The organism is Euzebya tangerina (genome assembly GCF_003074135.1).
Classification (GTDB): domain Bacteria; phylum Actinomycetota; class Nitriliruptoria; order Euzebyales; family Euzebyaceae; genus Euzebya; species Euzebya tangerina.
Genome location: NZ_PPDK01000001.1, coordinates 1,463,670 through 1,489,840, shown reverse-complemented (window position 1 = coordinate 1,489,840; position 26,171 = coordinate 1,463,670). Strand labels below are relative to the sequence as shown.

General features: G+C 69.9%; 23 protein-coding genes. 12 read left to right on the top strand and 11 right to left on the bottom strand.

Features of this window, described 5'->3' with window-relative positions:
• The first annotated feature begins 48 nt into the window (after nucleotides 1–48).
• From C1746_RS06845 to C1746_RS06820, 6 genes are all read left to right on the top strand, one after another.
• Nucleotides 49–990 (top strand): glycoside hydrolase family 16 protein, encoded by a 942-nt coding sequence (locus C1746_RS06845; RefSeq protein ID WP_116713894.1) that lies wholly within the window; start codon nucleotides 49–51, stop codon nucleotides 988–990.
• A complete protein-coding gene (locus C1746_RS06840) occupies nucleotides 987–1,754 on the top strand; it encodes an SDR family NAD(P)-dependent oxidoreductase (RefSeq protein WP_116713893.1) in 768 nt (255 codons plus the stop codon). Before C1746_RS06845 ends, C1746_RS06840 begins: the two co-directional genes overlap by 4 nt.
• A 21-nt stretch (nucleotides 1,755–1,775) precedes the next feature.
• Entirely contained in the window at nucleotides 1,776–1,976 is a 201-nt protein-coding gene (locus tag C1746_RS06835) for a hypothetical protein (protein ID WP_116713892.1), read from the top strand.
• Nucleotides 1,973–2,548, top strand: coding sequence for a nucleotidyl transferase AbiEii/AbiGii toxin family protein (locus C1746_RS06830; RefSeq protein ID WP_205711748.1), 576 nt, complete (start codon nucleotides 1,973–1,975; stop codon nucleotides 2,546–2,548). Before C1746_RS06835 ends, C1746_RS06830 begins: the two co-directional genes overlap by 4 nt.
• A 107-nt stretch (nucleotides 2,549–2,655) precedes the next feature.
• On the top strand, nucleotides 2,656–3,771 hold the full coding sequence (locus tag C1746_RS06825; protein ID WP_116713891.1) for a WD40/YVTN/BNR-like repeat-containing protein: 1,116 nt from the start codon (nucleotides 2,656–2,658) through the stop codon (nucleotides 3,769–3,771).
• On the top strand, nucleotides 3,768–4,067 hold the full coding sequence (locus C1746_RS06820; RefSeq protein WP_205711747.1) for a MoaD/ThiS family protein: 300 nt from the start codon (nucleotides 3,768–3,770) through the stop codon (nucleotides 4,065–4,067). The genes C1746_RS06825 and C1746_RS06820 overlap by 4 nt, the downstream gene beginning before the upstream one ends.
• A gap of 44 nt (nucleotides 4,068–4,111) precedes the next feature.
• Here the strand turns inward: C1746_RS06820 and C1746_RS06815 are convergent, their stop codons facing one another.
• Both C1746_RS06815 and C1746_RS06810 read right to left on the bottom strand, forming a co-directional pair.
• Entirely contained in the window at nucleotides 4,112–5,500 is a 1,389-nt protein-coding gene (locus C1746_RS06815; RefSeq protein ID WP_162867467.1) for an AAA family ATPase, read from the bottom strand.
• A 50-nt stretch (nucleotides 5,501–5,550) separates the two neighbouring features.
• On the bottom strand, nucleotides 5,551–7,116 hold the full coding sequence (locus tag C1746_RS06810) for a fatty acyl-CoA synthetase (RefSeq protein ID WP_116715603.1): 1,566 nt from the start codon (nucleotides 7,114–7,116) through the stop codon (nucleotides 5,551–5,553).
• A gap of 176 nt (nucleotides 7,117–7,292) precedes the next feature.
• Here C1746_RS06810 and C1746_RS06805 point away from each other — a divergent pair, with 176 nt between their 5' ends.
• A complete protein-coding gene (locus C1746_RS06805) occupies nucleotides 7,293–8,078 on the top strand; it encodes a TIM barrel protein (protein WP_116713889.1) in 786 nt (261 codons plus the stop codon).
• Between the two features lie 43 nt (nucleotides 8,079–8,121).
• On the opposite strand, the gene C1746_RS06800 is transcribed toward C1746_RS06805, so the two are convergent.
• Both C1746_RS06800 and C1746_RS06795 read right to left on the bottom strand, forming a co-directional pair.
• Nucleotides 8,122–8,553 (bottom strand): rhodanese-like domain-containing protein, encoded by a 432-nt coding sequence (locus C1746_RS06800; protein WP_116713888.1) that lies wholly within the window; start codon nucleotides 8,551–8,553, stop codon nucleotides 8,122–8,124.
• 26 nt (nucleotides 8,554–8,579) lie between these two features.
• Nucleotides 8,580–9,758, bottom strand: coding sequence for a DUF418 domain-containing protein (locus C1746_RS06795; protein ID WP_162867466.1), 1,179 nt, complete (start codon nucleotides 9,756–9,758; stop codon nucleotides 8,580–8,582).
• 109 nt (nucleotides 9,759–9,867) lie between these two features.
• Between C1746_RS06795 and C1746_RS06790 the strand changes: the two genes are divergently transcribed.
• The gene (locus C1746_RS06790) at nucleotides 9,868–10,413 is read left to right on the top strand and encodes a TetR/AcrR family transcriptional regulator (protein WP_205711746.1); all 546 of its coding nucleotides are present in this window, start codon (nucleotides 9,868–9,870) and stop codon (nucleotides 10,411–10,413) included.
• On the opposite strand, the gene C1746_RS06785 is transcribed toward C1746_RS06790, so the two are convergent.
• The 6 genes from C1746_RS06785 to C1746_RS06760 form a co-directional block, all read right to left on the bottom strand.
• A complete protein-coding gene (locus C1746_RS06785; protein ID WP_116713885.1) occupies nucleotides 10,414–11,526 on the bottom strand; it encodes a hypothetical protein in 1,113 nt (370 codons plus the stop codon).
• Nucleotides 11,527–11,589: 63 nt separating this feature from the next.
• On the bottom strand, nucleotides 11,590–13,797 hold the full coding sequence (gene tmk, locus C1746_RS06780; protein ID WP_116713884.1) for a dTMP kinase: 2,208 nt from the start codon (nucleotides 13,795–13,797) through the stop codon (nucleotides 11,590–11,592).
• Between the two features lie 193 nt (nucleotides 13,798–13,990).
• Nucleotides 13,991–15,226 carry a CapA family protein gene (locus C1746_RS06775; RefSeq protein WP_116713883.1) on the bottom strand — a complete coding sequence of 412 codons (1,236 nt, stop codon included), beginning with the start codon at nucleotides 15,224–15,226 and terminating at the stop codon, nucleotides 13,991–13,993.
• A gap of 29 nt (nucleotides 15,227–15,255) precedes the next feature.
• Entirely contained in the window at nucleotides 15,256–16,086 is an 831-nt protein-coding gene (locus C1746_RS06770; RefSeq protein WP_116713882.1) for a MerR family transcriptional regulator, read from the bottom strand.
• Nucleotides 16,087–16,162: 76 nt separating this feature from the next.
• The gene (locus C1746_RS06765; RefSeq protein WP_116713881.1) at nucleotides 16,163–16,582 is read right to left on the bottom strand and encodes a rhodanese-like domain-containing protein; all 420 of its coding nucleotides are present in this window, start codon (nucleotides 16,580–16,582) and stop codon (nucleotides 16,163–16,165) included.
• A 49-nt stretch (nucleotides 16,583–16,631) separates the two neighbouring features.
• A complete protein-coding gene (locus C1746_RS06760; protein ID WP_116713880.1) occupies nucleotides 16,632–18,296 on the bottom strand; it encodes a RecQ family ATP-dependent DNA helicase in 1,665 nt (554 codons plus the stop codon).
• 146 nt (nucleotides 18,297–18,442) lie between these two features.
• On the opposite strand from C1746_RS06760, the gene C1746_RS06755 reads away from it, so the two are divergent.
• From C1746_RS06755 to C1746_RS06740, 4 genes are all read left to right on the top strand, one after another.
• Nucleotides 18,443–19,774 carry a nicotinate phosphoribosyltransferase gene (locus C1746_RS06755; RefSeq protein WP_116713879.1) on the top strand — a complete coding sequence of 444 codons (1,332 nt, stop codon included), beginning with the start codon at nucleotides 18,443–18,445 and terminating at the stop codon, nucleotides 19,772–19,774.
• Nucleotides 19,775–19,858: 84 nt separating this feature from the next.
• Nucleotides 19,859–20,479 carry an isochorismatase family protein gene (locus C1746_RS06750; RefSeq protein ID WP_116713878.1) on the top strand — a complete coding sequence of 207 codons (621 nt, stop codon included), beginning with the start codon at nucleotides 19,859–19,861 and terminating at the stop codon, nucleotides 20,477–20,479.
• Nucleotides 20,476–21,162: an NUDIX hydrolase gene (locus tag C1746_RS06745; RefSeq protein ID WP_116713877.1), complete on the top strand. Its 687-nt coding sequence runs from the start codon at nucleotides 20,476–20,478 to the stop codon at nucleotides 21,160–21,162. The genes C1746_RS06750 and C1746_RS06745 overlap by 4 nt, the downstream gene beginning before the upstream one ends.
• The gene (locus C1746_RS06740; RefSeq protein ID WP_205711745.1) at nucleotides 21,159–23,222 is read left to right on the top strand and encodes an NAD(+) synthase; all 2,064 of its coding nucleotides are present in this window, start codon (nucleotides 21,159–21,161) and stop codon (nucleotides 23,220–23,222) included. Before C1746_RS06745 ends, C1746_RS06740 begins: the two co-directional genes overlap by 4 nt.
• Before the next feature lie 13 nt (nucleotides 23,223–23,235).
• Here C1746_RS06740 and topA read toward each other — a convergent pair whose 3' ends face one another.
• Nucleotides 23,236–26,046, bottom strand: a complete 2,811-nt coding sequence (topA, locus tag C1746_RS06735) for a type I DNA topoisomerase (RefSeq protein WP_116713876.1) — start codon at nucleotides 26,044–26,046, stop codon at nucleotides 23,236–23,238.
• Nucleotides 26,047–26,171: the final 125 nt, after the last annotated feature.

The following is a 26,171-nucleotide window of genomic DNA, read 5'->3' as shown; positions in this document are numbered from 1 at the left end:
CGCACCCCGACACTTGGGTCTTGACCTCCTCCACCCCCGGAGCCACGCATGCCCCAGACCCTGCTCGACGTCGTCCGCGAGTCCTACACCCTCGTCGTCGACGATCACTTCGACGGCACCGAGCCCCGCCAGCCGGTTGAGAAGCCCACCGGCTCACACGCCGGGGCCTCGGACGGGACGACAAGACAGACCCAGCCCCGCAAGCCGGCCGAGCATCTCACCGGCACAGAAGCCGGCGAGTCCGGCGGGGCGACCAAGCACCCCGACCTCGACCCGTCGCTGTGGCTGCCCCACCACCTGCCGCAGTGGTCCTCCCGCGAGGACTCCGCGGCCCGCTACCACGTGAACAACGGCGCGCTGACGCTGCTGATCGAGGAGCACCAGGCGCCGTGGTGCCCGGAGTTCGACGGTCAGGTCCGGGTCTCCTCCATCCAGACCGGGGTGTTCGCCGGGCCGGTCGGCTCGTCGGTCGGGCAGCACCAGTTCTCCGATCAGGCGGTGGTCCGCGAGGCCCAGGAGACCCAGTGGCTCTACACCCCGACCTACGGGGTCTTCCGCCTCCGCGCCAAGGCCGACCTCGAGCCCGGCTGCATGGTCGCGCTGTGGATGATCGGGGTGGAGGACGAGCCCCACCGGTCGGGTGTGGTCGACGTGATGGAGATCTTCGGGACGGCAGTCACCCCGGACGGGGCCGCCGTCGGGATGAACGTCAAGGCCTTCGGGGACCCCGCCCTGACCGATGATGAGGCCACCGTGGACGCCGCAATCGACGTGGCGACCTACCACTCCTACGGGCTGCGCTGGACGCCCGAGGACCTGACCTGGTACCTCGACGACGAGCCGGTGCGCCAGGTCGCCCAGTCGCCCGACTATCCGATGCAGTTCATGCTGGGGCTGTACCAGTTCGACACCGCCGAGACCCCGCGGTCCGGCCCCTACCCGAAGCGGTTCTCCATCGACCGCTTCCAGGCCTGGGAGCCCACCCGATGACCACTTCTGACACCCCCGATCCCGCCCTCCCCTCCTTCGACCTCGCCGGTCGTGTGGCGCTGGTGACCGGCGCCAGCCGTGGGATCGGCCGGGGACTGATCGACGCGCTGGCCCAGGCCGGGGCCACGGTGGCCGCCGCATGTCGGAACCCCGACGACCTGGCTGACGCCGGACCGGGCATCCTCCCCTACGCGCTGGACGTCACCGACACCGACCAGATCACGGCAACCGTCAACGAGATCGTGGCCGACCACGGGCAGCTCGACATCCTCGTGGCCAACGCTGGTCTGGGCGACAACCACCCGGCGGTCGACGTCACCCCGGAGGACTGGGACCGGATGATGGCGGTCAACCTCAAGGGCCTGTTCTTCACCTGCCAGGCAGCCGGCCGGGTGATGCTCCAGCAGGGCCACGGACGGGTGATCGCGATGAGCTCCCAGGCCTCGGTCGTCGGGATACCCGACCACGCGGTGTACGCCGCCTCCAAGGGCGGGGTCAACCAGCTCGTCCGGGTCCTGGCGCTGGAGTGGGGCCCTCACGGCGTGACCGTCAACGGCGTCGCCCCGACCTTCATCCGGACCCCGGGCACGGCCGAGCGGCTGGACGACCCGGCCTTCAACGCCTCCGTCGTGGACCGGATCCCGGTCGGCCACGTCGGCTCGATCAGCGACGTGGCCGGGGCGGTGGTCTACCTCGCCTCCGACGCCGGCCGCATGGTGAACGGCTCGATCCTGATGGTCGACGGCGGCTGGACCGCGCGGTAGCGGCAGTATCCTGTAGCCATCGTGGATGAGGTCGAGCGGCTCCGCAGCGCGCTGGCGCTGCACGATGCCGGCGTGGCCCTGATGCGCCAGAACCTGCGGCGGCGACATCCCGACGAGGATGAGGAACAGATCGCTGCACGGTTGCGAGCCTGGCTCCGCACCCGGCCCGGCGCCGAGTACGGCGACACGGTGGGGACGCCGCGGGTGACGGACGACCCGTGAAGCTCGCCGAGATGCTGGCCGCCGTCGCAGCTGAACTGGCGGAAGCCCACCTGGAGATGGCACTCGTTGGCGGGCTGGCCGTCTCCGTGCGAACCGAACCGCGCTTCACCCGCGATGTCGACATCGCCGTTGCCACCGCACACGACAGCGAGGCGGAGGCCCTGGTTGGACGATTCATGGCCGGCGGTTGGTCGACCGAGGCCCTGGTCGAGCAGGAGGCGGTTGGACGTCTGTCAACCGCACGCATCCTCCCCCCTGGGGAGGGGGACGCCGTGGTGGATCTGCTCTTCGCCTCGTCCGGGATCGAGCGCGAGGTGGTCGAAGGAGCGGAGGCGCTCGAGGTCTTCCCCGCAGTCACCGTTCCGGTCGCAACGGTCGCTGCCCTGATCGTCCAGAAGCTGCTGGCCGAGTCCGAACTCCGCCCACAGGACACCGTCGATCTCGCGGCCCTGTTCAATGTCGCCACGACGGAGGATCTCGACACTGCTCGTGGCCTGGCCCGGTTGGTGGTCGATCGGGGCTACAACCGCGACCGTGATCTGGTTGAACTCCTGGAGCAGCGAACCCGCTGAGCCTCCGGCTGGTGCCATTCACAGGAGCCGGCCGGACCAGCCATTGCACCACCAGTCACTTTTTGCCACGCTGCACCCGCACCCAACCGACCGCAGGAGAGGCCGTCATGACCCAGGTCCGAGTCCTCATCGGAACCGCCAAGGGCGCGTTCGTCGCCACCCGCCCGGCCGCCGGTACCGCGTGGCAGGTCGAGGGGCCGCACTTCGGCGGCTGGGAGGTCTACCACCTCAAGGGCTCCCCGATCGACCCCGACCGGGTCTGGGCCGCCCCCTCCACCGGCTGGCACGGCCAGGTGATCCAGCACTCCAAGGATGGCGGCCGGACCTGGGAGGTGATGGGCAACGAGTTCGCCTACCGCGGCGAGACCCGGACCCACCAGTGGTACGACGGCACCCCGCACCCCTGGGAGTTCGCGCGCGTCTGGCACCTGGAACCCTCCCCCGTCGACGTCGACACGATCTACGCCGGGGTGGAGGACGCCGCCCTGTTCCGCTCCACCGACGCCGGCCGGACCTGGTCCGAGCTGGAGGGTCTGCGCACCCACTCCACCGCCGGCACCTGGCAGCCGGGCGCCGGAGGCCTCTGCCTGCACACGATCATCCTGAACCCCGACAACCCCGACCGGATCTTCGTCGCCATCTCCGCCGCGGGGGCCTTCCGGTCCGACGACGGCGGCATCACCTGGCTGCCGATCAACACGGGCCTTGACAGCGGCCATCTGCCCGACCAGGACGCCACGGTCGGCCACTGCGTCCACAACCTGGCCCAGCACCCCGACCGTCCCGACACCCTGTTCATGCAGAAGCACTGGGACGTCCTGCGCACCGACGACGCCGGTGACCACTGGCGGGAGGTCTCCGGCAACCTGCCGAGCGACTTCGGCTTCCCAATCGAGGTCGATCCCAATGACCCCGAGACCATCTTCGTCGTTCCCATCCTCAGCGACAGCGAGCACTACCCGCCCGACGGGAAGATGCGCGTCGCCCGCAGCCGCACCGGCGGGGACCAGTGGGAGCTGCTCACCGAGGGCCTCCCGCAGGCCCACGCCTACGGCAACATCCTGCGCGACGCGATGAGCTTGGACGCCGAGGATCCCTGCGGCATCTACGTCGGGACGACGGACGGGGTGGTGTATGCCTCGGACGACGGCGGGGACCACTGGGCGCCGATCGTGGAGCACCTTCCCCGGATTCTCTCGGTCGAGGCCCAGTCCATCCCGTGACGGCCATCCGGGTGGTCCTCCCCCATCACCTCCGCACCCTTGCCGGCGTGGACCGCGAGATCACGGTGGAGGTGGAGGAGCCGACCATCGGCGGGGTCCTGGGCGCCGTCGAGCACGCTCACCCGGAACTGCGCGGGACCTTCCGGGATCACGGGACCCTGAAGCGGCGACCGTTCATGCGGTGGTTCGCCTGCGAGGAGGACCTCTCCCACGAGCCGCTGGAGACCCGGCTGCCGGCCGACGTCGCCGAGGGCCGCGACGTCTTCCGGATCCTCGGGGCCATCGCCGGCGGCTGACGCCACACGCGACGACCGCCCACCGCCGCCATCGCAGCCCGCGATCAGCTCCCGCCGTACAGCCGCGGCAGATCCACCAGCTCGGCCTCGGACGCCGACAGGCCCCGATCGAAGCCGGACGCGGAGAAGAGCAGCAGCTTGGCCTGCTCCGCACCGGGCAGCAGATCACGGATCGCCCGGAGTCGGCCCAGGTCCTCGTCGGTCATGGTTCGCAGCTTGGCCTCTCCGATGGCAAGCACCCTCCCCTCCCGGCTGGCGACGACGTCCAACTCATGGGAGGTCCGGTTCGGCGGGTCGTTGACGACGGTCATGCCGACCCGGTCCGGGCTGCCGCCCAGCGTGTCCGGCCCTGCCCAGGTCGTCGTCCACGAGCGCGCCAGCGACTCCCAGTGCGGCCCGAGCACCTGCGATCGCCACGCGTTCAGTGCCTGAGCTGCCAGCCGGTCGGTGTCACCCTGCTCCACCGCAGCCCAGTTCGGCCGGAGCACCGCGCTGTAGAAACCCAGCAACGGGTCGGCGATGCGCCACCTGGGCCGGCCGTTGCGACGCAGGTCCTGCACCGCTTCCACCAGCCCGAGGTCCGCGAGCGTCCGTAGTGCGTGCGACACCTGATCGCTGCTCCGGCCCAGCCGCGAGGCGATCTCGCTCGTCCTGGTCCGGCCCGCAGCAATGGCGCCGAGCGTTGCGTGGTAGACCCCCGGGTCACGAACACCGGCCTCCAACTCGAGCAGGGCCCTGGCTTCATGGATGAGCGGTCGCGTGGGCGAGGCGGCCACCTCGAGCAGCCACCGGTCCACATCCGCAGCACCCTCCGGAAAGGTCTGGTCGAGCAACTCGACGGCGTAGCCAGGGACACCGCCGACCACGGCGTGGACGGGGAAGGCCACCTCCGGCGAGAGACCCGAGAACGCAGCAGCGGTGCGGAAATCGAACGACGAGACGTCGACCTCCATCTGTGCGCGGCCTCGGAGCGGCGCTGAACCTCGTAGCAGACCGTTCATCAAGGTCACGGCGGAGCCGCACAGGATCAGCGAGCCCCCAGTGGGACCGGCCTGATCGATCGCCCGCTGCACGACCGACTCGAGCTCCGATGATGCCTGTGTGAGGTAGGGGACTTCATCGATGATCGCCAGCCCGGATGGAACCGAGAGCAGTGACATGATGACGTCCTCCCAGCGGTCGAAGGCCGGTACTGGTCCGCCGTGGTGGCGGGCGTAGCTGACGGCGATGTCGCGGCGCTGTTCTGCCGCAACGCCCTGGAGGGCCTGGTGGTAGAAGAAGCCGCCTTGTCCCGAGAGCGCGCGTAGCAGGACGGACTTGCCCTGTCGCCGCCGGCCCCGGACGACACCCAGACCTGGTCGGCCACGGTCGGCAAATGCCGTGAGCGCGGTCCACTCCTGGGCGCGATCGAAGAGCCAGTCAGGTTTCTCCACGTACTGAACCATAGATCACTGAACTACAGATCAGCAACCTCGGAGCTGAGTCACCCGGAGCCGATCCGCTCCCGAAGCTCGCGCTTCAGGATCTTGCCGCTGGGATTCTTCGGCAGCTCGTCGGCCACGTGGATCGACTTCGGCTGCTTGAACCGGGCGAGGCCGTTCTCGCCGACGAACCGCAGGACCTCTTCGACGTCGACGGTCGCGCCGTCGCGGGGGACCACCACGGCGGTGACCGCCTCGATCCACTTGTCGTCGGGCACGCCGATGACGGCTGCCTCCGCGATGGCGGGGTGGGCGTAGAGCGCCTCCTCCACCTCCCGCGAGCTGACGTTCTCCCCGCCGGAGTTGATCATGTCCTTCTTCCGGTCGACCACGGTGATGTAGCCGTCGGCGTCCATCGTGGCGAGGTCGCCGGAGTGGAACCAGCCGCCCTCGAAGGCCGCCGCCGTCCGTTCAGGGTCATCCAGGTAGCCCAGGGTGACCTGCCGGGAGCGGTGGACGATCTCGCCGATCTCCCCGACTGCCACATCGGCCATGGCCTCATCCACCACCCGGGTCTGCACGGTCAGGACCGGCGTGCCGGCAGATCCGGCCTTGCGCAGCTGGTCCTCGGGCTGCAACACCGTCGCCAGCGGACCGAGCTCGGTCTGGCCGTACAGGTTCCACAGCCGAAGGCCGGGAAGCAGCTCGCTGAGCTCCCGCACCACCTCGACCGGCATGATCGAGGCGCCGTAGTAGCCCTTGGTCACGGTGGCCATCCGGGAGGGGTCGAAGTCCGGGTGGCGGAGCAACTCGATCCAGACGGTCGGCGGGCAGAACAGCGAGCTGATCCCCTCCGCCTCGATGGTGTCGAGCAGGACCCCCGGGTCGGCGCCGTCGAGGACCAGGTTCGTCGCACCGAGCATCAGGTACGGCGTGAGGAAGCAGTGGGTCTGGGCGCAGTGGTACAGGGGCAGGGCGTGCAGGACCCGGTCGGTCCGCTCGAAGTGGCACTCGACGATGCAGGCCCAGTACTGGTCCATCTGTCCCTCGACGGCCAGCATCGCGCCCTTGGGCCGGGACTCGGTGCCGGAGGTGTAGGCGATCTGCCCCACGGGCTGCTGGCCATCCACGGCACAGGGGACGCCGTCACCGGTCAGCGCCGCCGGCAGCGACACCACCCCATCGGACTCGACGTCCCCGTCGATGAGCCCGAGGGCCACGTCCTGGTCGGTCAGCCGTGCCGCCTCTTTCAGCGTGTGGGCCAGCTGCAGGTCAGCGTAGGCAATGGCGGCGCCGGAGTGCCCCAGGACGTAGGCGACCTCGGTGGCGCTCAGCATGAAGTTGATCGGGACGTGGATCAGCCCGGCGGCCTGCGTGGCCAGCCAGGCGATGGCGTAGCGGTCGGAGTTGCGGCCCAGGAAGGCGACCTTGTCACCGGGCTCCAGGCCCGCCTGCTGCCACGCGGCTGCGAGGGCGTCAACGGCGGCCACCAGCTGGGCGTAGGTCCAGGTCCGCTCGGCGAACCGGATCGCGACGTCCTCGCCGTGGACCTCCGCGGTCCGCCGGATCGACTGGGCGATGCCATGCGAGCGGGCCGAGGCGACGAGACGAGTGACGTCGGGTGGCATGGTCGCTCCGAACGTGGGGGTGGAGGGAGGTGACTTGGGACGGACGTGGGTCGGGATCATCTCGGGATCGGAGGACGTCCGGCCGATCTGGACCAGCGCACCGTACCGATTCGGCACACCGCGGGGAAGAGCGAGGGAAGCTGTCAAACGCCGGGCCCACGGCACGCTGGGAGCCGATGCGACTTGGCGGACACCTCCCCTCCCGTGACGTCCTGACCACCGCCGATTCGCTCGGAGTCGACGTCGTCCAGCTGCACCTGACCTCGCCCCGGGTGTGGGCGCACCCGCGGCCTCGCGCCGACGCCGAGGAGCTGCGCGACAGCAACCGGGTCGCGGCGGTCCACGCGCCGTACCTCATCAACCCGGCGTCGCCCGATCCGGTTGTCCGGGAGCGCTCACTCGGGCTGATGAACGCCACCATCGCCCAGGCGGCGCGCTGCGGAGCCGGCGGGGTTGTCGTGCACGCCGGGTCAGCCGGGCCGAAGGGCACCATCGAGCAGGCCATCGAACGCTGGCTGGATGTCTGGCCGCTGCTCGACACGGCCCTGCCGATCCTGATCGAGAACACCGCCTCGGGGACGTCCTCGCCCGGCCGGCATCTTGACAGCATCACGCGTCTCTTCGCGGCCCTGCGGACGGTGGAGGGCCCGCCGCTCGGGGCATGCCTGGACACCGCCCACGCCTGGGCGGGCGATCCGACCTGTGCCGAGGATCCGTTCGGCTGGGCGGAGGCATTCCGGACGGCCGCGGGCAAGGTGGCCGTCGCGCACGTCAACGACTCGGCCGTGGAGGCCGGGGCCGGTCGTGACCGGCACGCCAACCTGGCGGAGGGGACGATGGGTCTGCACACCCTCCAAGCCCTCATCCGTGGCGCCGCACCGCAGGCGTGTCTGCTGGAGACCCCCGGCTACGACGACCGACGACGCCGGGACCTCGAGATCCTCCGGTTCCTCGTCAGGTGAGCGCGCCACCGGGCCGACGGAGTTCGTGCCCGGGCGCCCGGCTTCAGGGGCTGGCGACGAGGCGGCTGGCCGTGACGGCAGGGTCCCTGACGGGCCGCTCCAGCGGGAGGCCGGCCATCTGCCAACCCACGACGCCGTCGATGACGTCGGTGGCCCGGTCGAAGCCCAGGTCCTGCAGTCGGGCGGCCGCCAGCGACGAGGAGTACCCCTCGGCACAGATCACGATCAGCTCGGCGCCCAGATCGCCCGGGAGGGTTGGAATCCGGTGCGGCGAGTCAGTCGCGACCCGCCACTCCAGCACGTTCAGCGTGATGCGGTACGCGCCGGGCAACTCGCCATCTCGGGCGATCTGGTCATCGGTCCGCACATCGAGCAGCACGGCGCCCTCCGAGCGGCGTGACACGGCCTCGACGGCCGTCACGCGGTCCAAGCGCGACCGCGCCTCGTGCAGCATCCGATCGACCGATGATCCCACCCGCGACAGTATGACGCGTCGCGGGCTCATCCGGGACGACGCAGCGGCTGCGGCGTGGCGTAGGTGAGCGTTCGGAGGGCCCACTCGAGCGGCCCGTTGCGGAACCGGCCCAGCCACCACCGCGTCGCGACGGCCAGCACCAGCCAGATGCCGATGGCCCACAGAACCCCCTCGGCCGGGCCCGCGCCGAACCGGCCCAGCCCGTAGCCGTAGCTCACGGTGGTCGCGACGACCGACTCAGCGAGGTAGACCGACAGGGAGGCGCGCCCGGCCGTCCTGGCCAGGTCGAGCACCCGCCCGACACGACGGACCCAGATCAGGCCCGCCAGAGCCAGGTAGGTGCCGGCCATGGCAGGGGCAGCCAGGAAGCCCAGGGCGAACCCGATCGCGTCCAGTCGCCCGCCGATGATGGTGGCGGTGGCGCCGACGATCGAAACGACCAGAGCTGGCAAGCCCAGACTCCGGATGACCTGACGGAACAGGACGACGTGTCGGTGTGGGGCGGCGAAGAGGTCACCACGTCCGACGGCCATGCCGATCAGGTAGAAGGCGAACACGGCTGGGCCCTGGATGAGGAGGAGGACCAGTTGCGTCTCGGCCCACACCGCGGCGTGCTGCGCCACCACCTGGGTGATGGTGCCCGCTGCCAGGGTTGTCAGTACTTGCTGCGTCGGTGCGGGCAGCGGCGTGTAGGCGACCAAGTCGACCAGTCCCACCACCAGCCAGAGGCCCGCGGCGACGCCGTAGACCCACGCCGCGCAACGGACGAGTCGGCCCGCGGACCAGGTGCGCAGGGCGAAGGCGAGCCAGCCGATGAGGCCGTAGATCAGCAGGATGTCGCCGGGGAAGAACACGATCCCGTGGACCACTCCCAGTCCGGCCAGACCCAGCATGCGGCGGCGATACCGCTGCCGGAGGACCGCATCGTCCGTGCGGGACTGCTGGATGGTGAAGCCGTAGCCGAAGAGCAGGGCGAAGATCGGGAAGATCTTGGTCTGGCCGAGCGCCACGATCAGGCCACGCACGATCTGGTCGGTGGGACTGTCGAAGCCGGCCCACCCCAGGTCGACGCTCTGGAGGATGTACTCGACGTTGACCAGCAGGATCCCGAGGAGGGCCAAGCCGCGGAGCGCATCCACCAGCGGCTGTCGGCCGTCAGGGCGGGGCCGGACGGAGGCGCGGAGAGACTGGGCGATCGTGGGCATGCCTCGGAGCATATCGGAGTATAACGCAAATTGCTAGTCACTCCTATTCTGCCTCTTGCTACTCTTTGGAGCGATGGTCGGCCTACGCCAACGCAATCGACATCGCGCGATGCGCGATGTGCAGCGTGCCGCGCTGCCGCTGTTCCGTGCGGACGGCTTCGATGCCGTCACCGTCGAGCAGATCGCGAGCGAGGTGGGGACGGCAGCCTCGACGGTCTATCGGCACTTCGGGTCCAAGGAGCAGATCGTGCTGTGGGACGAGCACGACATCGCGATCGATGAGGCGCTGGCAGGGCGACTGGGGCGCCAGCCGCCGCTCTCGGCAATCCGAGACGTGTTCGTCGAGACCTTGGCCGGGCGATACGACGAGGATCTGGCGTTTCAGCTGGCGCGGATCCAGTTCATCTACGCCACGCCGCAGGTCCACGGCGCCGCAGTGGAGCAGGACCTGCGGAACCGTCACGCGCTGGCGGAGGGGCTCCGTGGCGTCCTGCCAACGGCCGATCGGCCCGCGGCGGATCTGATGGCCGGCTGCGCGCTGCTGGCGTTGGACCTGGCCATCGAGGCCTGGCAGGCGGCGGATGCCGAGACGCCTCTCGCCGACCTCATCCTGGCCCGGTTCGAGACCCTGACGCAGCTGGAGCGGTTCGCCTGACTACGCCTGGAGCGAGCGCGCGTGCGCTCCCAGGATGAACGCCTCGATCGCCAGGTTCCACGAGACGTTGACCTCGATCGACTCGCGGGTGTGCAGCGCCGAGTCGCAGATGTCCATCAACGCGCCGGCGCTGACGGTCTCGGCCTGCTCGACCAGCTGCGGCCAGGCATCGACGTTGCGCACCGCCGTGGGCTGGCCGCCGCCTCCGACGACGAGTGCATCCCGGCACCAGCTGACGACGTGGTCGAGTGCGTGCTGCACCGTCTCGGTCTGCTCCGCGCGTCCGAGCCGCTTGTATCGCTCCTCGAGGTCCTTGATGACCGGCTTCGGTGGCGTGTCGCCGTAGAGCTCGGTGAGCGCCTCCAGCTCAGCCTCTCCCTGTGCCTCCACGGCCTTCTTCCGCCTGGCGATCTCGTCCTTGAGGGCCTTGGATGCCCGCAGCGCGAACCCAGGCCCGTCCTCTCGCACCCGGACCAGCCAGGACCGATGCAGCCGGTAGTCGGCCAGGACGTCCGGATCTGCCAGGTTTCGCACGGTCGAGGGTGAGCCCATCGCCGCACGTACCACCAGCTCCGCGTCGTCACCGGCAAGGCCCAGGGACGTGGCCAGCTCGTGCAACTGCTCGCGAGTCCACGGGGAGAAGGTGACGACCCGGCAGCGGGAGAGGAGGGTGTCGGGCAACTCCTCCGGGTCCGTCAGGTCCAAGATCCAGACCGTCCCCGGCGGCGGTTCCTCCAGAGCCTTCAGGAACGCGTTCGCGGCGTTGTCGTTCATGCGGTCGGCCGCGACGATCCGCAGGACCTTGACGCGGCCCTCCTTGACGGTGGAGTTGGCGGCCTCGAGCCACAGCCCGTGGACGTCCTCCTTGCGGTGGAACACTCCGACGGGCGTGAACTCGCGGTAGGCCGGGTGGGCGGCTCGCATGAACCGACCCGTCAGCGTGGGATCGCCGACCGCGTCGTTGGCCTGGGCCGCCAGCGCCCGTGCTGCTTGCTGCTGCCCCACATCGGGGGGACCCACGAAGGCCCAGGCGTGCCCGATGTCGTCACGCAGAGCAGCGCCGCGGAGCACCTCCACCGCTCGGTCCTGCGCCGGGATGTCCCAGATGTCCATCGGCTCGCAAGGGTAGCGGCCGGGTCCGACAGCCCGCGGGCAGCCCGAACCCCTGCGTCGGGCTCAGCCGGCGTCGGCGTCTGAGGCCGCCACGTCCTCGGCGGTCACATCGGGCTCGTCCTCCGGGGCCACCGCGACGGCTGGCTCGTCGGGCAGCGGCAGCCAGCGGTGGAGCCCGGCGCGCACCTGAGCGTGGACGACGTCAGCATCGGCCGTGGCATCGACGACCAGCCAGCGCTCCCCACCCGACCGAGCCAGCTTCAGGTAGCCCTTGGCCACCTCGCGGTGGAACTCGCGGCCGGCCCGCTCCAGGCGGTCGATGCCCTGTTCGCGGAAGGGGACGACGTTGCCGCCGCGCTCCTCGGCCTCCTCGGCGGCTCGCTCGGCAGCACGGCGCTCGACCCGGGCCATGCCCTCCTCGGGGTCCAGCCGCAGCAGGACCACCACGTCGGGGGCCACGCCGTCGATGGCCCAGCGATTGACCTCGCCCACGTCATCGACGCCGAGGCCGCGCGCGTGCCCCTGGTAGGCCAGCGAGGAGTCGATGAAGCGGTCGCACAGGACAACCTTCCCCTCCTCCAGCGCCGGGCGGATGGTCGACTCGACGTGGTCGGCCCGGGCGGCGGCGATCAGCAGCGCCTCGGTCCGATCGTTCATGTCCGTGGTGAGTGGATCCAGGACCAGCTCGCGGATCCGCTCGGCCAGCGGCGCACCACCGGGCTCGCGGGTGACCACCACGTCGCGGCCCTCATCCTCCAGCGCAGCGGCCAGCTTGCGGATCTGGGTTGACTTGCCGGCGCCCTCGCCCCCTTCGAAGCTGATGAACAGCCCCTCGGCCAGCGCCGGGTCGCTCTCGATGACGGCGCCGCCGATCTTCAGCGGCGAGTCCTCGCGGGTCATCGCCTGCTTGATCGCCGTCCGGGTCCGCAACCCGAAGTACAGCCCGATCAGGCCGCCGACCACCAACGTCAGGCGGGTTCCGCTGACGCTGACCACACCCAGTCCGGTGGCCACCCCGATCGAGCCGATCGCCCCCGCGACGAACGGGCTGATGCCGAGCGCAGCGAACAGGCTGATCCGCGTGAGGACGTAGAAGAGCGAGAAGGTGCGGGCGCGGGTGGCATCCTCGGTGTAGGACTGCAGCAGCGTGTAGCCCTGGACGACGGCGACCCCGGCCGCAGCGCCCAGCAGGCTGCCGATGACCAGCGCCATCGTGAAGTTGACGGACAGGGCCGTGGCGACCGCGAGGATGCCGACCGACGCCAGCATGATCGGGAAGACCTCTTCCTGGACGAACCGTCGGAAGACCGGAATGAGCACGGCGATGCCGACGACCAGCCCGCCGCCGACGGCGCTGAGGAGGATGGACCAGTTGGCCGACGGCTGACCCAGGTCGCTGACCATGAACACGGGTCCCAGGCCGATCACGACACCGGCGCCGAAGAAGACCCCGACGATGCCCGTGATGAGGGCGCGCAGGAGCGGGAAGCCGCGGATGAAGTCAAGACCCTCGCGGAGTTCGTCGAGGATGCCCGGGCCGTCCTCGGCGGCGTCCTCCCGCCGCTGCCGTCGCTCCGCCTCCCCCGGCAGGGTGACCTGGAACAGCAGCAGGCCGGAGAGGACGAAGGAGATCGAGTCCAGCAGCAGCGCCAGGCGCAGCGGGTCGACCTCGAAGGACACGAACCCTCCGACGACCCCCGCGACGGCGATCATGATCGAGGTGGAGACCGCGCCCAGCGGGAGGGTTCCGTAGCTGCACAGCAGGTTGAGCTGGTTGGCCTCGGTCAGGTGCTCCTTGTCCGGGACCACCTGGGGGAGGGAGGCGTCCTTGGCGGCGAGGAAGAGCAGCGAGATGCACTCGACGATGAAGGTCAGGGCGAAGATCGCTAGCACGTCGCCCGCGAAGACGATCATGAAGTAGACGACGGCGCGGGCCATGTCGGTGAAGACCAGGACCTTGCGGCGGTCGTACCGGTCGGCGATCACACCGGCGATCGGCCCGAACATGGCCGAGGGCAGCAGCCGGATCATCAGCAGACCGCCGACGGCGAACAGCTGTGAGGAGGAGTTCTCGAACAGCTGGGTCATGAGCGCCGTCAGCGCGACGAAGCCCATCCAGTCGCCGACGGAGGAGGTGAAGGAGGAGGCGAACCAGAACCGGAAGTTGCGGTTCCGGAGCAACTCGAAGTAGGCCGACCTCCCCGAGGAGGCGACCCTGGCCGGCGCGTTCGGGCCCTTCCGGCGGATGAAGCTGGCGGGATCACTGGGCATTGGCGTGCGCTACCGCGGCTGTGGGGTAGCCCTTCAAGGGTAACGGCTGACCGGATGAGGGGCGGGGACGCTGCGTGGCTGACCCGACTGCTTGGTTCGTTGTCCGGCCCAGGTCAGGTGGGTGGACTTCCCCGGCTCTGCCGGTGGGAAGTCCACCCAACCCCGACCGGGGACACGCCGTGATCCCGCCCTGCTAGGGGACCGGCGGCGAGAGCGGGACGCCGAGGTGGCCCAGGGTCCGCTCCGCCGAGTCGGCCAGCGCGCCGCCTGGCTCGGCCAGATTGACCGTCCAGGTCCCGTCCACGTAGGTCGGGCGGGCATGCACCTCCTCCACCACCCAGCCATCCGGCCCCTCCTGGAAGGCCAGGTTCACGATGGCGCCGTCCCGCCTGACGGCCTGCTGCTGGGCAGACAGGAAGTTGCCGAGCCCGTACACCACCGGCCGACCCTCGATCCACTCGACGGGCTGAATCACGTGGGCGTGGTGGCCGATGATCGCGTCGATCGCCCCGTCGGTCAGCAGCTGGGTGGCGATGGCCCGCTGCTCCTCCGTCGGTGTGTGTTGGTACTCCGCACCCCAGTGCAGGCTGAGGACCACCACGTCGGCCCCGCCCAGCCGCAGCCGGCGGGCTTGGTCGAGCAGCCGCTCCGGCTCGATCAGCTGGACCGACCACGCGTTCCCGCCCGGCACCGGCAGGCCGTTCAGGCCGTACGTCGCGCTGAGCAGCCCGACGTCGACGTCATTCACCTCCGTGAGGCGGATCTGCAGCGCCTCGAAGAACGACCGGGCCATCCCGCGGTGCTCGACCCCTGCGGCGTCCAGCGCGTCCAAGGTGGCCACCACACCCTCCATCCCCTTGTCGGCGGAGTGGTTGGACGCCGTCGAGCAGACGTCCCAGCCGGTCTCCGCGATCGCCCGGGCAAGCTCGGCCGGCGCGTTGAAGATCGGGTAGGAGGAGTAGGGGCCATCAGGGTCCAGCGGGACCTCCAGGTGGCACAGACCCAGGTCCGCGGCCGAGACGTCAGCCCGGGCGGCAGCCAACTGGGGTCCGAAGTCGAACCCATCGGCCACGGCCGCACGGTTGCGGACCGGCGAGTGGATCAGCAGGTCCCCGGTCGCGGCCAGCGTGAACGCCCGGTAGGGCTGATCCGCCGGCCGGGTGAGCTGATCCGGCGTGCCGCCCAGCCCTACTGTGGGGTCGCCCGAGGCACGAACGGTGCCGGACGCCGCGGTCCCCGACGGGCGAGGCTGGCCGGCGGGACCGGCGTCGGCCAGATCGGCCGTCTCCAGGGTTGGCGGGGTGGCCGCGGCCTCGTTCGACGAGCCGGCAGGCAAGCTCAACCACGCCGCCCCCGCCAGCACCCCGATGAGCACGCCAACGACGAACGCGGTGACGCGTGTCCATCCACGCAGCTGGCCCGGGTGCATCGCCCCCGAACCCTAGCGGTGCCCTGCGCTCACATGGCCTCGTCACCGACCGGCCGGATCGGGAACTCAACCCGGGTCAACAGCTCATCCTCGGGCACCTGCTGCGGATCGTTGAGGTAGATCTCCCGCGGCGGCCCGACGACCTGGTGACCATGCTCGGCGATCCAGCCGGACAGCGTGTGGTAGGCCGGCGCGATCTCGGCATACCGGCCGCGGTGGGTGGTCGTGGCCACCGGTCCCCCTTCGAGCTCTCGGCAGTCGACATCGGCATCCGCGGAGAGCGCTCGACCGATCGGGATGCACACCTCGATGGTTCCGTCGTTCGCCTCGTCGATGATGTCGTGGTATACGACCAGCGGTGCACCGGCGGACTCCACGCCCTCAGACCCCATGGCAGGCAGCAGCCGACCGAGACCGGCGCCGATGTCCTCGCCGACGTTGCGCAGGCTCGTGTGGATCCTCGTCGCCGCGACGAGGCGAACCGAGACCTCTTCGGTTTCAACGGTGTAGGGCATGACTCCATCTCTCCTGTTCATCAGTGATTCGAGGTACTCGAGCATCCGTCGGTCGTTGGCGAGTCGTGTGACCAGTCGCTCCCGGTGCACCTGCAGGTGCTTGTGGACCAGGTCGGGATCGTCGGCCTCGAGGACCGACGCGATCTCGTCCAGCGGCATGTCGACCGACCGCAGGATCCGGACGGCTTCGGCCCGGTTCGCTTGCACCGGGTCGTAGTGCCGGTACCCCGTCGCTGGATCGACCCACGCGGGCTGCAACAGCCCGCGTTCGTCGTACAGGCGCAGCGCCTTGAGCGACAGTCGCGTCATCCGCGAGAACTCACCGATCGTGACCAACAACGTCATCTACCTCCTGTGGAGCCATCGTCCGGTCTGCCCTTGGGGGAAGGTCAAGGGCGTTCTGACGCCGGACGACTGATGGTCAGCTGCCGCGTCGGACCCACGGCGACGTCGAGGCCACATCCTCGACGACCATGCCCGCCTCGACCCAGCCCGAGAAGCCCGACTCCAGGTGGGCGACGTCGTCGTAGCCGATCTCGCCGATCACCTTGGTGGCCAGGGCCGAGCGCCACCCGCTGCCGCAGTAGAAGATGTAGCGCTGGTCCGGGGTGTAGCGGTCCTTGTGGTACGGGCTCTCGGGGTCGAACCAGAACTCGAGCATGCCGCGAGGGGCGCTCACCGCGCCCGGGATCGAGCCCTTCTCGATCCGCTCGCGGAAGTCGCGGATGTCGACGACGGTCGCGCGGCCGGCCGTGAGTTCGGCCTGCACCTGTGCAGGGGTCAACTCCTCGATCTCGGCCCGGGCCTCGGCGACCAGGTCATGAACGGTGCGGCGTGGCATGCGGGGATACTCGCACACGGCAGGCGCGACCAGGCCAACCACGGGGGGCTCAGGACCGGGTCGGGACCTCGGAGTCCGCCAGCACATCCGCCGCCAACGTCTTGTAGCCGGCATCGTCGAAGAGGATCATCAGCCGGTTGCCCTCCACCCCCTCCACCAACCCGGATCCAAAGCTGGTGTGCTGCACCTGGTCACCGGGTGAGAAGCCGTGGACGGCCTCCTCCCTCGTGGCGGTCTGCCCGTCGGCGTCCCCGATCTCGTCGGCCGTCTCCCAGCAGCGGTCGCAGTTGCCACACGGCTCGTCCAGCTGCTGGCCGAAGTAGGACCCGATGTACCGCCAGCGACAGGAGTCGGCGTCCAGGTAGGCCGCCATCATGTGAACCTGGCTGTCCGCCAGCGCGGTGTCCCGCTCGTGGTCGGCGAAGGCCGCGTCGACCGCCTCCTCCGGCTCGAGTGCTCCGGACCAGGCCAGCTGCTCCAGGCCGATCGTATCCACCGCCTCCACCCGCGTGAGGTGCTCGAGGACCACGGCAACCCGGGTGTGGGTGAGCTCGAACTGCTCAGCGACCGCCGAAACCTCGATCGTCTCCTCGACCGAGGACAGTCCTCGGGCGACTCGGTCGAACTGCGACCGCTCGAGCTGGGTGCTGCCGCCCTCCAGCCGCCGCCCACTGGCCGTGGCGAGCGTGCGCACGAGCACCGCCACCGCCGGTCGACCGTCACGACCCGCTCGTCCGAACTCCTGGTAGTAGTCGTCCAGCGAGGCCGGCGCCTCGACGTGGATGACGAAGCGGACGTGCGCCACGTCGATGCCCATCCCGAAGGCGGTCGTGGCGATGACGACGATCGGGTCGTCCTCGGTGAAGCGCCGCTCGACCTCCTCCCGGCGGGCCGTCGACAGACCGGCGTGGTAGGCCATCGCGGGGCGAGATGGCGTGGCGATGCGCTCGGCCAATGCCTCTGCGCGGGCTCGTGTGGAAACGTACAGCAGGCCGGTTCCCTCGAGGTCCACGACCTGTTCGATGGCGACCGCCTCTGCGTCATCGACCTCCGCCACGTCTCGCACCTGCAGGCTGATGTTCGGCCGGACGATGCCCGCGGTCACCACGACGGGGTCATCCATGCGCAACTCGGCGATGATCTCACGGCGGATGGGCGCGGACGCGGTTGCGGTCAGCGCGAGCACCGGCGGGTCACCGAGGACCTTCCGGCTCTCGCCGAGCTTGAGGTACGCCGGTCGGAAGTCGTGCCCCCAGGTCGCGATGCAGTGCGCCTCGTCGACCGCCAGTAGCGCGATGTCCATGTCCTTCAGGCGGGTGCGGGTGGTCTCGTTGACCAGCTGCTCAGGAGCGAGGAAGGCGAAGGTCGCCCGGCCCTCGGCTAGGTCGGAGAGGGCCTGCTCGAAATCGCTGTCCGAGAGGCTGCTGTTCAGCGCGACCGCCCCGCCGAAGGCCTCGCCCAATCCCTCCATCTGGTCGCGCTGCAGGGCGATCAAGGGCGAGACGACCAGGACCGGGCCCCCCGAGAGCGCCCCTGCCAGTTGGTAGATCGCGGACTTCCCCGACCCCGTCGGCATCACGGCCAGCACATCGCGGCCGGCCACCGCCTCGCGCGTCGCCTCGAGCTGCCCCTCCCGAAGCTCCTCGTAGCCGAGCTGTGCCCGGGCGACCGTCCGGATGAGGTCGTCGCGCTCGGTGCTGGTCTGATCGGTCATCCGTTCGTACTCCCCCTGGCGGGGACATGTGAACCGCACCGGGCGACCAGGCGGTCAGCCAGGATCGTCCGCACCGCTCAGCTCATCCCATCGCACGACGTGTTACACTCGGTCTGAGTCTCTCATTTCGAGTCATTGGAACCGACATGGTCATCGCCCCACCTGGATCGACCGCTCTGTACACCGACGCCTACGAGCTCACCATGCTCACCTCGGCCATAGCCGAGGGAATCGCAGACCGGCCGGCGGTCTTCGAGTGCTTCTGCCGCCGACTGCCGGAGCCCTACCGCTTCGGGATCCTCGCCGGTCTCGGAAGGGCCCTGGACGCCATCGAGGACTTCCGGTTCACCGCCGAGGAGCTCGACTGGCTGCAGGAGACCGAGGTGATCGACGACTCCACCGCCCAGTGGCTCGACGGCCGGACCTTCAGCGGTCGGATCACCGCCTACCCCGAGGGTGAGCTCTACAGCCCCGGCTCGCCGGTGTTGACCGTCGAGGCGCCGCTGGGTGAGGCGATGATCCTCGAGACGCTCCTGCTGTCGATCATCAACCACGACACCGCGGTGGCCACGAAGGCCGCTCGGATCCGAGTGGCGGCCCGCGAGCGGTCATTGGCGGAGATGGGCAGCCGTCGCACCCACGAGGTCGGAGCCGTCGCGGCAGCGCGAGCGGCCTGGATCGCCGGGTTCGACGCCACGTCCAACCTGGCTGCCGGTCACCAGTACGACGTGCCGACGATGGGCACCGCCGCCCACGCCTGGACACTGGCCCACGAGCACGAGGCCGCGGCGTTCGACGCCCAGATCGCCGCACTCGGCGTGGACACCACCCTGCTGGTCGACACCTACGACATCCCCACCGGGATCGAGCGTGCCGTCGAAGCAGCCCGCCGGGCCGGCTCCGCCGGGCCGGGTGCCATCCGGCTGGACTCGGGCGACCTCGCCCTGGAGGCGAAGCGAGCGCGGCGCCAACTGGATGAGCTGGGCGCCACCGCGACCCGCATCGTGGTCTCCGGCGATCTGGACGAGTTCCGCATCGCGGAGCTGGCCACCAGCCCCATCGACAGCTATGGCGTCGGCACCAAGTTGGTCAGCGGCCTGCCCAACCCCGGCTTCGTCTACAAGCTGGTGCAGATCACGTACGGCGGGGTCCACCACGACGTGGAGAAGTCCTCATCAGGCAAGCACTCCGACGGCGGTCGCAAGTCGGCACGCCGACGCCGCGGGCCAGACGGCCGGCTGGAGGAGCAGATCACCGTGCTGCCCACCGACGACGAGTCAGGGCTCCGCAGGCCCACCGATGGCATTGACCCCGAAGGCTGGCGCGGGCTCCAGCGGCTCGTGTGGGACGGCGCGCGGGTCGACCGCAGTGACGCCGCCGCGGCGCGCGCCCACCACGCCGCCGTCATGGCCGATCTGCCGAGCGCCGCGCGAGCCCTCGACTCCGGCGAGCCCGCGGTCCGGGTCCACGGCCCCTGACATCCACGGTGACCAGGCCGGCCACGACCAGACCGACCCAACCGCACCAGCCATCGCGCCACATCAACGACAGAAGGCCCCATCATGACCACCACCGCCCTGCTCATCGTCGACACCCAGGTCGACTTCACCGAAGGTGGCCGCCTGGCCGTGGAGGGCGGCAAGGCCGCCGCCGCAGGCATCACCGACCTGCTCACCCGTGCCGGTGAGCGCTACGCCGCGGTGGCGGCCACCAAGGACTGGCACACCCCCGACACCCAGGACCACTTCCCGGCCACGACGGACGACCCACCCGACCTCGATGCCGGCATCTGGCCGGTGCACTGCATGGCCGGGACACCGGGTGCGCAGTTCGACCCGGCGCTGGTCTTGCCCGGCCGGACCGCCGTCTTCCTCAAGGGACAGACCGAGGCCAGCTACAGCGGGTTCGACGGGACCCTGGCCGCCGATACGCCGTGGGACGACGAAGCCGGTGTGGGACTGCGCAAGTGGCTGGCGACGCGGAACATCGACGCCGTCCACATCGTCGGCATCGCCTTCGACGTCTGTGTCGCCTCCACGGCCACCGATGCCGCTGACGCTGGCCTGGACACCACCATCATCCGCCCCCTCACCGCCGCCGTCTCACCCGAGTTGAGCGAGGCGGCAGAGGCGCGTCTACGGGAGGCCGGTGTGCACATCGCGGAGGCCGTCCCGACCGGATGAGCGCGCCCGACCACCCAGCCTTCGCCGTCACCGCGGACGCGGCGGCGCTGATCCTGCGCGGCGGCCGACTCCACCTCCTCACCATCCGGCGGGACCGTCCGCCCTTCGTCGGCTCCCGCGCCCTCCCCGGCACCTTTCTGGGGCCTGACGAGGTCGCTGGAGCGGCGGCTGCCCGTGCCGTGCTGGACAAGACCGGCCTGAACCCCGACGACCTGCACCTGGAGCAGCTGGCCACCTACTCCGAGCCCGACCGCGACCCCCGGATGCGGACGGTCTCGGTGGTCTACCTCGGCCTTGCCGTCGACCCCGGCGAGCCGACCGAGGGTGAGTGGCTGCCGGTGACCAGCGTGCCGGACGAGCCCTGGGCGTTCGACCACGCCCGCATCGTCGAGGACGCCGTGGAGCGGGCGCGGTCGAAGCTCGAGTACACGACCCTGGCCACGGCGCTGCTGCCGGAGACCTTCACGATCCCCGACCTTCGGCGGGTGTACGAGGCGGTCTGGGGCCGCGAGGTCCACCCGTCCAACTTCCGACGGAAGGTCCTGCAGGCCACCGAGGACTTCGTTGTGCCCACGGGTGATCACCGGCCGGCCAACGCCAACGGGTCGGGGCGTCCGACGGCCGTCTACCGTGCTGGTGGCGCAACCGCGCTGCACCCCCCGCTGACACGGAGCCACACGTGAGCATCCCGCCCGACGTCTTCCACCGGCCGACCACACACGGTCTGGCCCGGGTCGCCGCCGCGACGCCGGTGGCAACGGTCGGCGACGTGACTCGGAACGCCAGCCGGACGGTCGAGCTGATCGACCGTGCCGACGCCGAGGACGTCGACGTCCTCGTCTTCCCCGAGCTCAACCTGAGCTCGTACGCCATCGACGACCTCCACCTCCAGGACGCCATGCGGCACGCCGTCGCCGAGGGCTTGCGGACCGTGGTGGCAGGGAGCCAGGGACGTCGTCCCCTCTCGCTGGTCGGAGCCACGCTGCTCCACGAGGGGCGGCTGTTCAACACCGCCGTCGCCGTCCACGACGGCCGGATCCTCGGTGTGGTGCCCAAGAGCTACCTGCCCAACTACCGCGAGTACTACGAGAAGCGCTGGTTCACGCCCGGGGCCGGCCTGGTCGATCAGCAGCTGGACCTCGGCGACCTCGGCGTCGTCCCGTTCGGCACCGACCTGCTGTTCCGTCACGCGGAGATGGACGAGTTCGTCGTGGCTGTCGAGATCTGTGAGGACATGTGGTCTCCCCTGCCACCCACCACCCGGGCGGCGCTGGCCGGAGCCACCCTGATCTGCAACCTGTCGGCCTCCAACATCACCATCGGCAAGGCCCGCGACCGCGCACTGCTGTGCGCCGCGCACTCGCTGCGGACCATGAGCGCCATGGTCTTCTCCGCCGCCGGGCCCGGTGAGAGCACCACGGACGTCGCGTGGGATGGGCAGGGGCTGGTGCACGAGCTCGGCGAGGAGGTTGCGTCCTCGGCCCGCTTCGACGATGGTCCGGAGTTGCTGCTGGCTGACGTGGACCTCGGGCGGGTCCGCTCGGAGCGCACCCGGACCCCGACGTTCGCCGACACCGGCATCGCCGAGGGGCGGCCGACCACGACCTTCCGTCGGCTGACCTTCGGCCCGCCCACCGACGATCCGCCAGAGCCCGTGTCGGCCGTGGAGATCGGGATCAGCGGACCTCGGACTGGAGCGGTGCGACGAGCCGTCCCGCGCCATCCGTTCGTGCCCGACGATCCGGAGCGGCTCAGCGAGGACTGCTACGAGGCCTTCAACATCCAGGTCGAGGGCCTGACCCGCCGGCTCACCAGCATCAACGCCGACCACCCGCCTCGACCGGTGATCGGGATCTCGGGAGGCATCGACTCCACCCATGCGCTGATCGTGGCCGCCAAGGCCACGGACCGGCTGGGCCTGGACCGGTCACACATCCTGGGCGTGACGATGCCGGGGTTCGCCACGTCGGAGGAGACCCGCAGCAACGCCTGGCGCCTCATGGACGTCATGGGCGTGGACGGCGAGGAGATCGACATCCGGCCCGCAGCCCGCCGGATGCTGGGCGACATGGGCCACCCGGCGGCGGACGGCGAGGCCACCTACGACGTGGCCTTCGAGAACGTGCAGGCAGGACTCCGGACCGACTACCTGTTCCGCCTGGCCAACCAGCGCAGCGGCATCGTGGTGGGCACCGGCGATCTGTCGGAGCTGGCGCTGGGCTGGTGCACCTACGGCGTGGGCGACCAGATGAGCCACTACGGCGTGAACAGCGGGGTGCCCAAGACGCTGATCCAGTACCTGATCAGGTGGTGCGTCGACACCGACCAGTTCGACCGGGCCACCGACGAGGTCCTCGAGGCCATCCTCGGCACCGAGATCTCCCCCGAGCTGGTCCCGCCGGACGCTGACGGCAGCATCCAATCGACCCAGAACACCATCGGCCCCTACGAGCTGCACGACTTCTTCCTGCACCACCTGATCCGGGGTGGCGCGGCCCCCTCCAAGGTGGCGTTCCTGGCCTGGCAGGCGTGGCAGGACGACTACGACCTGGAGGAGATCCTGCGCTGGCTGCGGGTCTTCATCAGGCGGTTCTACGGCTTCAGCCAGTTCAAGCGATCGGCGATGCCGAACGGCCCGAAGGTCTCGGCGGCCGGAGCGCTGTCGCCCCGTGGCGACTGGCGTGCGCCCAGCGACGGAACCGCTGCTCCGTTCCTGCACGAGTTGGACGCGAACACGCCCTAGCCGTCGTGCGCCGCTAGGAGGTCTTCTTGCTGGCCTTCTTCGCCGTCTTCTTCTTCGCCGTCTTCTTCTTCGCCGTCTTCTTCTTCGTCGTCTTCTTCTTCGTCGTCTTCTTGCGGGTCGACTTCTTCTTGGCGGCCTTCTTCTTGGGCGTGGTGCCCTTGGCGGCCATCCGCTCCCGCCGCAGCTGCAGGAGCTCCGAGGCGCGCTCGTCGGAGATGTTCTCCGGCGTGTCGCCCTTGCGGAGGCTGGCGTTGACCTCTCCATCGGTCACGTAAGCCCCGAACCGCCCGTTGCGGACCGACATCTGGCCCTCGCTGATCGGGTCGACGCCCAGCTCCCTGAGCACCGGGTTCGAGCGCTGCCGAGCGCTCTTCTTGTCCTGCGCGAGCAGCTTGAGCGCCCCATCCAGGTCGGTGGTGAAGAGCTCGGACTCCCCGCCGAGCGACCGGGTCTCCTTGCCCCACTTCAGGTACGGCCCGTAACGGCCGTTCTGGATGAGGATCGGCTCGCCGTCCTCCGGGTGCGGTCCGACATCCCGTGGCAGTGAGAGCACGCGCAGCGCGTCGGACAACTCGATGGTGTCCAGCGACATGGTCGAGAGCAGCGAGCCGGTCTTCTCCGGCTTGCCCTCCGCCGGGTCGCCCAGCTGGACGTAGGGGCCGAACCGTCCGTTGCGGGCGATCACGGGCTTGCCCGTCTCCGGGTCGGTCCCGAGCAGTCGGTCGTCGTTCGGTGCCTCCAGCAGCTCCTCCGCCCGCTGCAGGGTCAGCTCGTCCGGGGCGATGTCGTCCGGCAGCGAAGCAGTGTCCTCGCCGCGCTGCAGGTACGGCCCGTACCGGCCGACCCGGGCCACCATCGTCTCGCCGGAGGAGTCCTTGCCGAGCGGGATCGAGTTGATCGCCGCGGCGTCGATCTCGTCCAACCGGTCGGTCACCATCGTGCGCAGACCCATCGGGTTGACGACGACGCCGGCGTCGAGGCCATCGTCCGGCCCGTCGGGACCAGGGTCCGAGCCCGAGGATTCTGGGTCCCCCGAGCCGCCCTCGCTCACCCCGAAGTAGAACTTCGACAGCCAGGGCACCCGGTCGAAGGTGCCGGCCGCGATCTCGTCGAGGTCGTCCTCCATCTTGGCGGTGAACTCGTAGTCGACGAGGTGGGCGAAGTGCTTCTCGAGCAGCCCGACCACGGCGAAGGCGGTGAAGGAGGGCACCAGCGCGCCGGACTTCTTCCACACGTAGCCCCGGCCGATGATGGTGGAGATGATCGAGGCGTAGGTCGAGGGACGGCCGACGCCGAGCTCCTCGAGCTTCTGGACCAGCTTGGGCTCGTTGTACCGGGCCGGCGGCGTCGTGTCGTGCCCGACGGCGTTCAACTCCTCGGCCTTCAGCACATCCCCCTCGGCCATCTCGGGCAGGAAGGACTCGCGGTTGGCCAGCGCCTCATCGGGGTCGTCCGAGCCCTCGACGTAGGCGCGGAAGAAGCCCGGGAAGGTTATCGTGCGACCGGAGGCGTTCCACGTCGTTGCCTTGCCGGCCTCAGCCCCGCCGGCCTCCCCGACCTCGGCTTCGAAGCGAACCGAGACGCTCTGGCCGCGGGCGTCCTCCATCTGGCTGGCGACGGTCCGCATCCAGATGAGCTCGTAGAGCCGGCGCTCCTCCGAGCCGAGCTCGTTCCGCAACGAGTCCGGCGTCCGGAAGGTCTCACCGGCCGGCCGGACGGCCTCGTGGGCTTCCTGCGCGTTCTTGGACTGCTTGGCGTAGATCCGGGGCTTGTCCGGGAGGTAGTCCGCCCCGTAGATCTCCGAGATCTGGGTCCGCGCCGCATCGATGGCGGTGTCGGACAGCATCGTCGAGTCCGTCCGCATGTAGGTGATGTAGCCGTTCTCGTACAGCCGCTGTGCGACCTGCATGGTGCGCTGGGTGGAGAACCGCAGCTTGCGGCCGGCGTCCTGCTGCAGCGTCGAGGTCGAGAACGGTGCCGGGGGCTTGCGCCGGTACGGCTTGGTCTCGACGGACGTGACGGTGAAGTCGGCGTCAGCCAGCCCGGACTGGATGGCCTCGGCGCGTGGCTGGTCCAGCCGCTCGACGTCGTCCCGAGTCAGCTGGCCGCGCTGGTCGAAGTCCTTCCCGCTGGCCAGCCGGCGGTCCTCGAGCGCCGACATCTTGGACTCGAAGGCCGGCGTTCCCTCCTTGGAGAGCTGCGCGTCGAGGTCCCAGTAGTTCGCGGAGACGAAGGCCATGCGCTCCCGCTCGCGCTCGACGATGATGCGCGTTGCCACGGACTGAACCCGCCCGGCGGACAGGCCAGGGTTGACCTTCTTCCAGAGCACCGGGGAGAGCTCGTAGCCGTACAGCCGGTCCAGGATCCGGCGGGCCTCCTGGGCGTCAACCAGCCGCTCGTCCAGCTCGATGGTGTTGTCGATCGCCTCCTGGATGGCCTTGTCGGTGATCTCCCCGAAGACCATCCGCTTGACCGGGACCTTCGGGTTGAGGACCTGCAGCAGGTGCCAGGCGATGGCCTCGCCCTCCCGGTCCTTGTCCGTCGCGAGGACGAGCTCGTCGGCGTCCTTCAGCAGCTTGCGCAGGTTGGCGACCGTCTTCTTCTTGCCGGCGTTGACGACGTAGACCGGCTCGAAGTCGTGTTCGGTGTCCACACCCATCGAGGCCCACGGCTTGCCCTTGTGCTCGGCCGGGACCTCGGCGGCGTTGGCGGGCAGGTCGCGGATGTGGCCGACGCTTGACTCCACGACGTAGTCGTTCCCCAGGATCTTGCCGATCTTGGTGGCTTTCGCCGGGGATTCGACGATGACGAGGCTCTTGGACATGCTCCATGAGGATTAGCAGGTCCGCGATGCCGTTGCACGACGCGGTTGTGGGTTCGACCGCCCACGTTCCCGGATGAGCACATCTCGCTGCCCGGTACGAGCCCCCGTCCACGAGCCCGTAGGCT

Excerpts from the sequence above, each read along its gene's own strand:
- C1746_RS06810 (WP_116715603.1), bottom strand. The coding sequence starts at position 7,116 with ATGCCACCCGACGTCACTCGTCTCGTCGCCTCGGCCCGCTCGCATGGC.
- C1746_RS06825 (WP_116713891.1), top strand. The coding sequence starts at position 2,656 with ATGACCCAGGTCCGAGTCCTCATCGGAACCGCCAAGGGCGCGTTCGTC.
- C1746_RS06785 (WP_116713885.1), bottom strand. The coding sequence starts at position 11,526 with ATGGACATCTGGGACATCCCGGCGCAGGACCGAGCGGTGGAGGTGCTC.
- C1746_RS06845 (WP_116713894.1), top strand. The coding sequence starts at position 49 with ATGCCCCAGACCCTGCTCGACGTCGTCCGCGAGTCCTACACCCTCGTC.
- C1746_RS06790 (WP_205711746.1), top strand. The coding sequence starts at position 9,868 with ATGCGCGATGTGCAGCGTGCCGCGCTGCCGCTGTTCCGTGCGGACGGC.
- C1746_RS06765 (WP_116713881.1), bottom strand. The coding sequence starts at position 16,582 with ATGCCACGCCGCACCGTTCATGACCTGGTCGCCGAGGCCCGGGCCGAG.
- C1746_RS06755 (WP_116713879.1), top strand. The coding sequence starts at position 18,443 with ATGGTCATCGCCCCACCTGGATCGACCGCTCTGTACACCGACGCCTAC.
- C1746_RS06795 (WP_162867466.1), bottom strand. The coding sequence starts at position 9,758 with ATGCCCACGATCGCCCAGTCTCTCCGCGCCTCCGTCCGGCCCCGCCCT.
- C1746_RS06760 (WP_116713880.1), bottom strand. The coding sequence starts at position 18,296 with ATGACCGATCAGACCAGCACCGAGCGCGACGACCTCATCCGGACGGTC.
- C1746_RS06750 (WP_116713878.1), top strand. The coding sequence starts at position 19,859 with ATGACCACCACCGCCCTGCTCATCGTCGACACCCAGGTCGACTTCACC.
- tmk (WP_116713884.1), bottom strand. The coding sequence starts at position 13,797 with ATGCCCAGTGATCCCGCCAGCTTCATCCGCCGGAAGGGCCCGAACGCG.
- C1746_RS06745 (WP_116713877.1), top strand. The coding sequence starts at position 20,476 with ATGAGCGCGCCCGACCACCCAGCCTTCGCCGTCACCGCGGACGCGGCG.
- C1746_RS06770 (WP_116713882.1), bottom strand. The coding sequence starts at position 16,086 with ATGACGTTGTTGGTCACGATCGGTGAGTTCTCGCGGATGACGCGACTG.
- C1746_RS06805 (WP_116713889.1), top strand. The coding sequence starts at position 7,293 with ATGCGACTTGGCGGACACCTCCCCTCCCGTGACGTCCTGACCACCGCC.
- C1746_RS06775 (WP_116713883.1), bottom strand. The coding sequence starts at position 15,226 with ATGCACCCGGGCCAGCTGCGTGGATGGACACGCGTCACCGCGTTCGTC.
- C1746_RS06840 (WP_116713893.1), top strand. The coding sequence starts at position 987 with ATGACCACTTCTGACACCCCCGATCCCGCCCTCCCCTCCTTCGACCTC.
- topA (WP_116713876.1), bottom strand. The coding sequence starts at position 26,046 with ATGTCCAAGAGCCTCGTCATCGTCGAATCCCCGGCGAAAGCCACCAAG.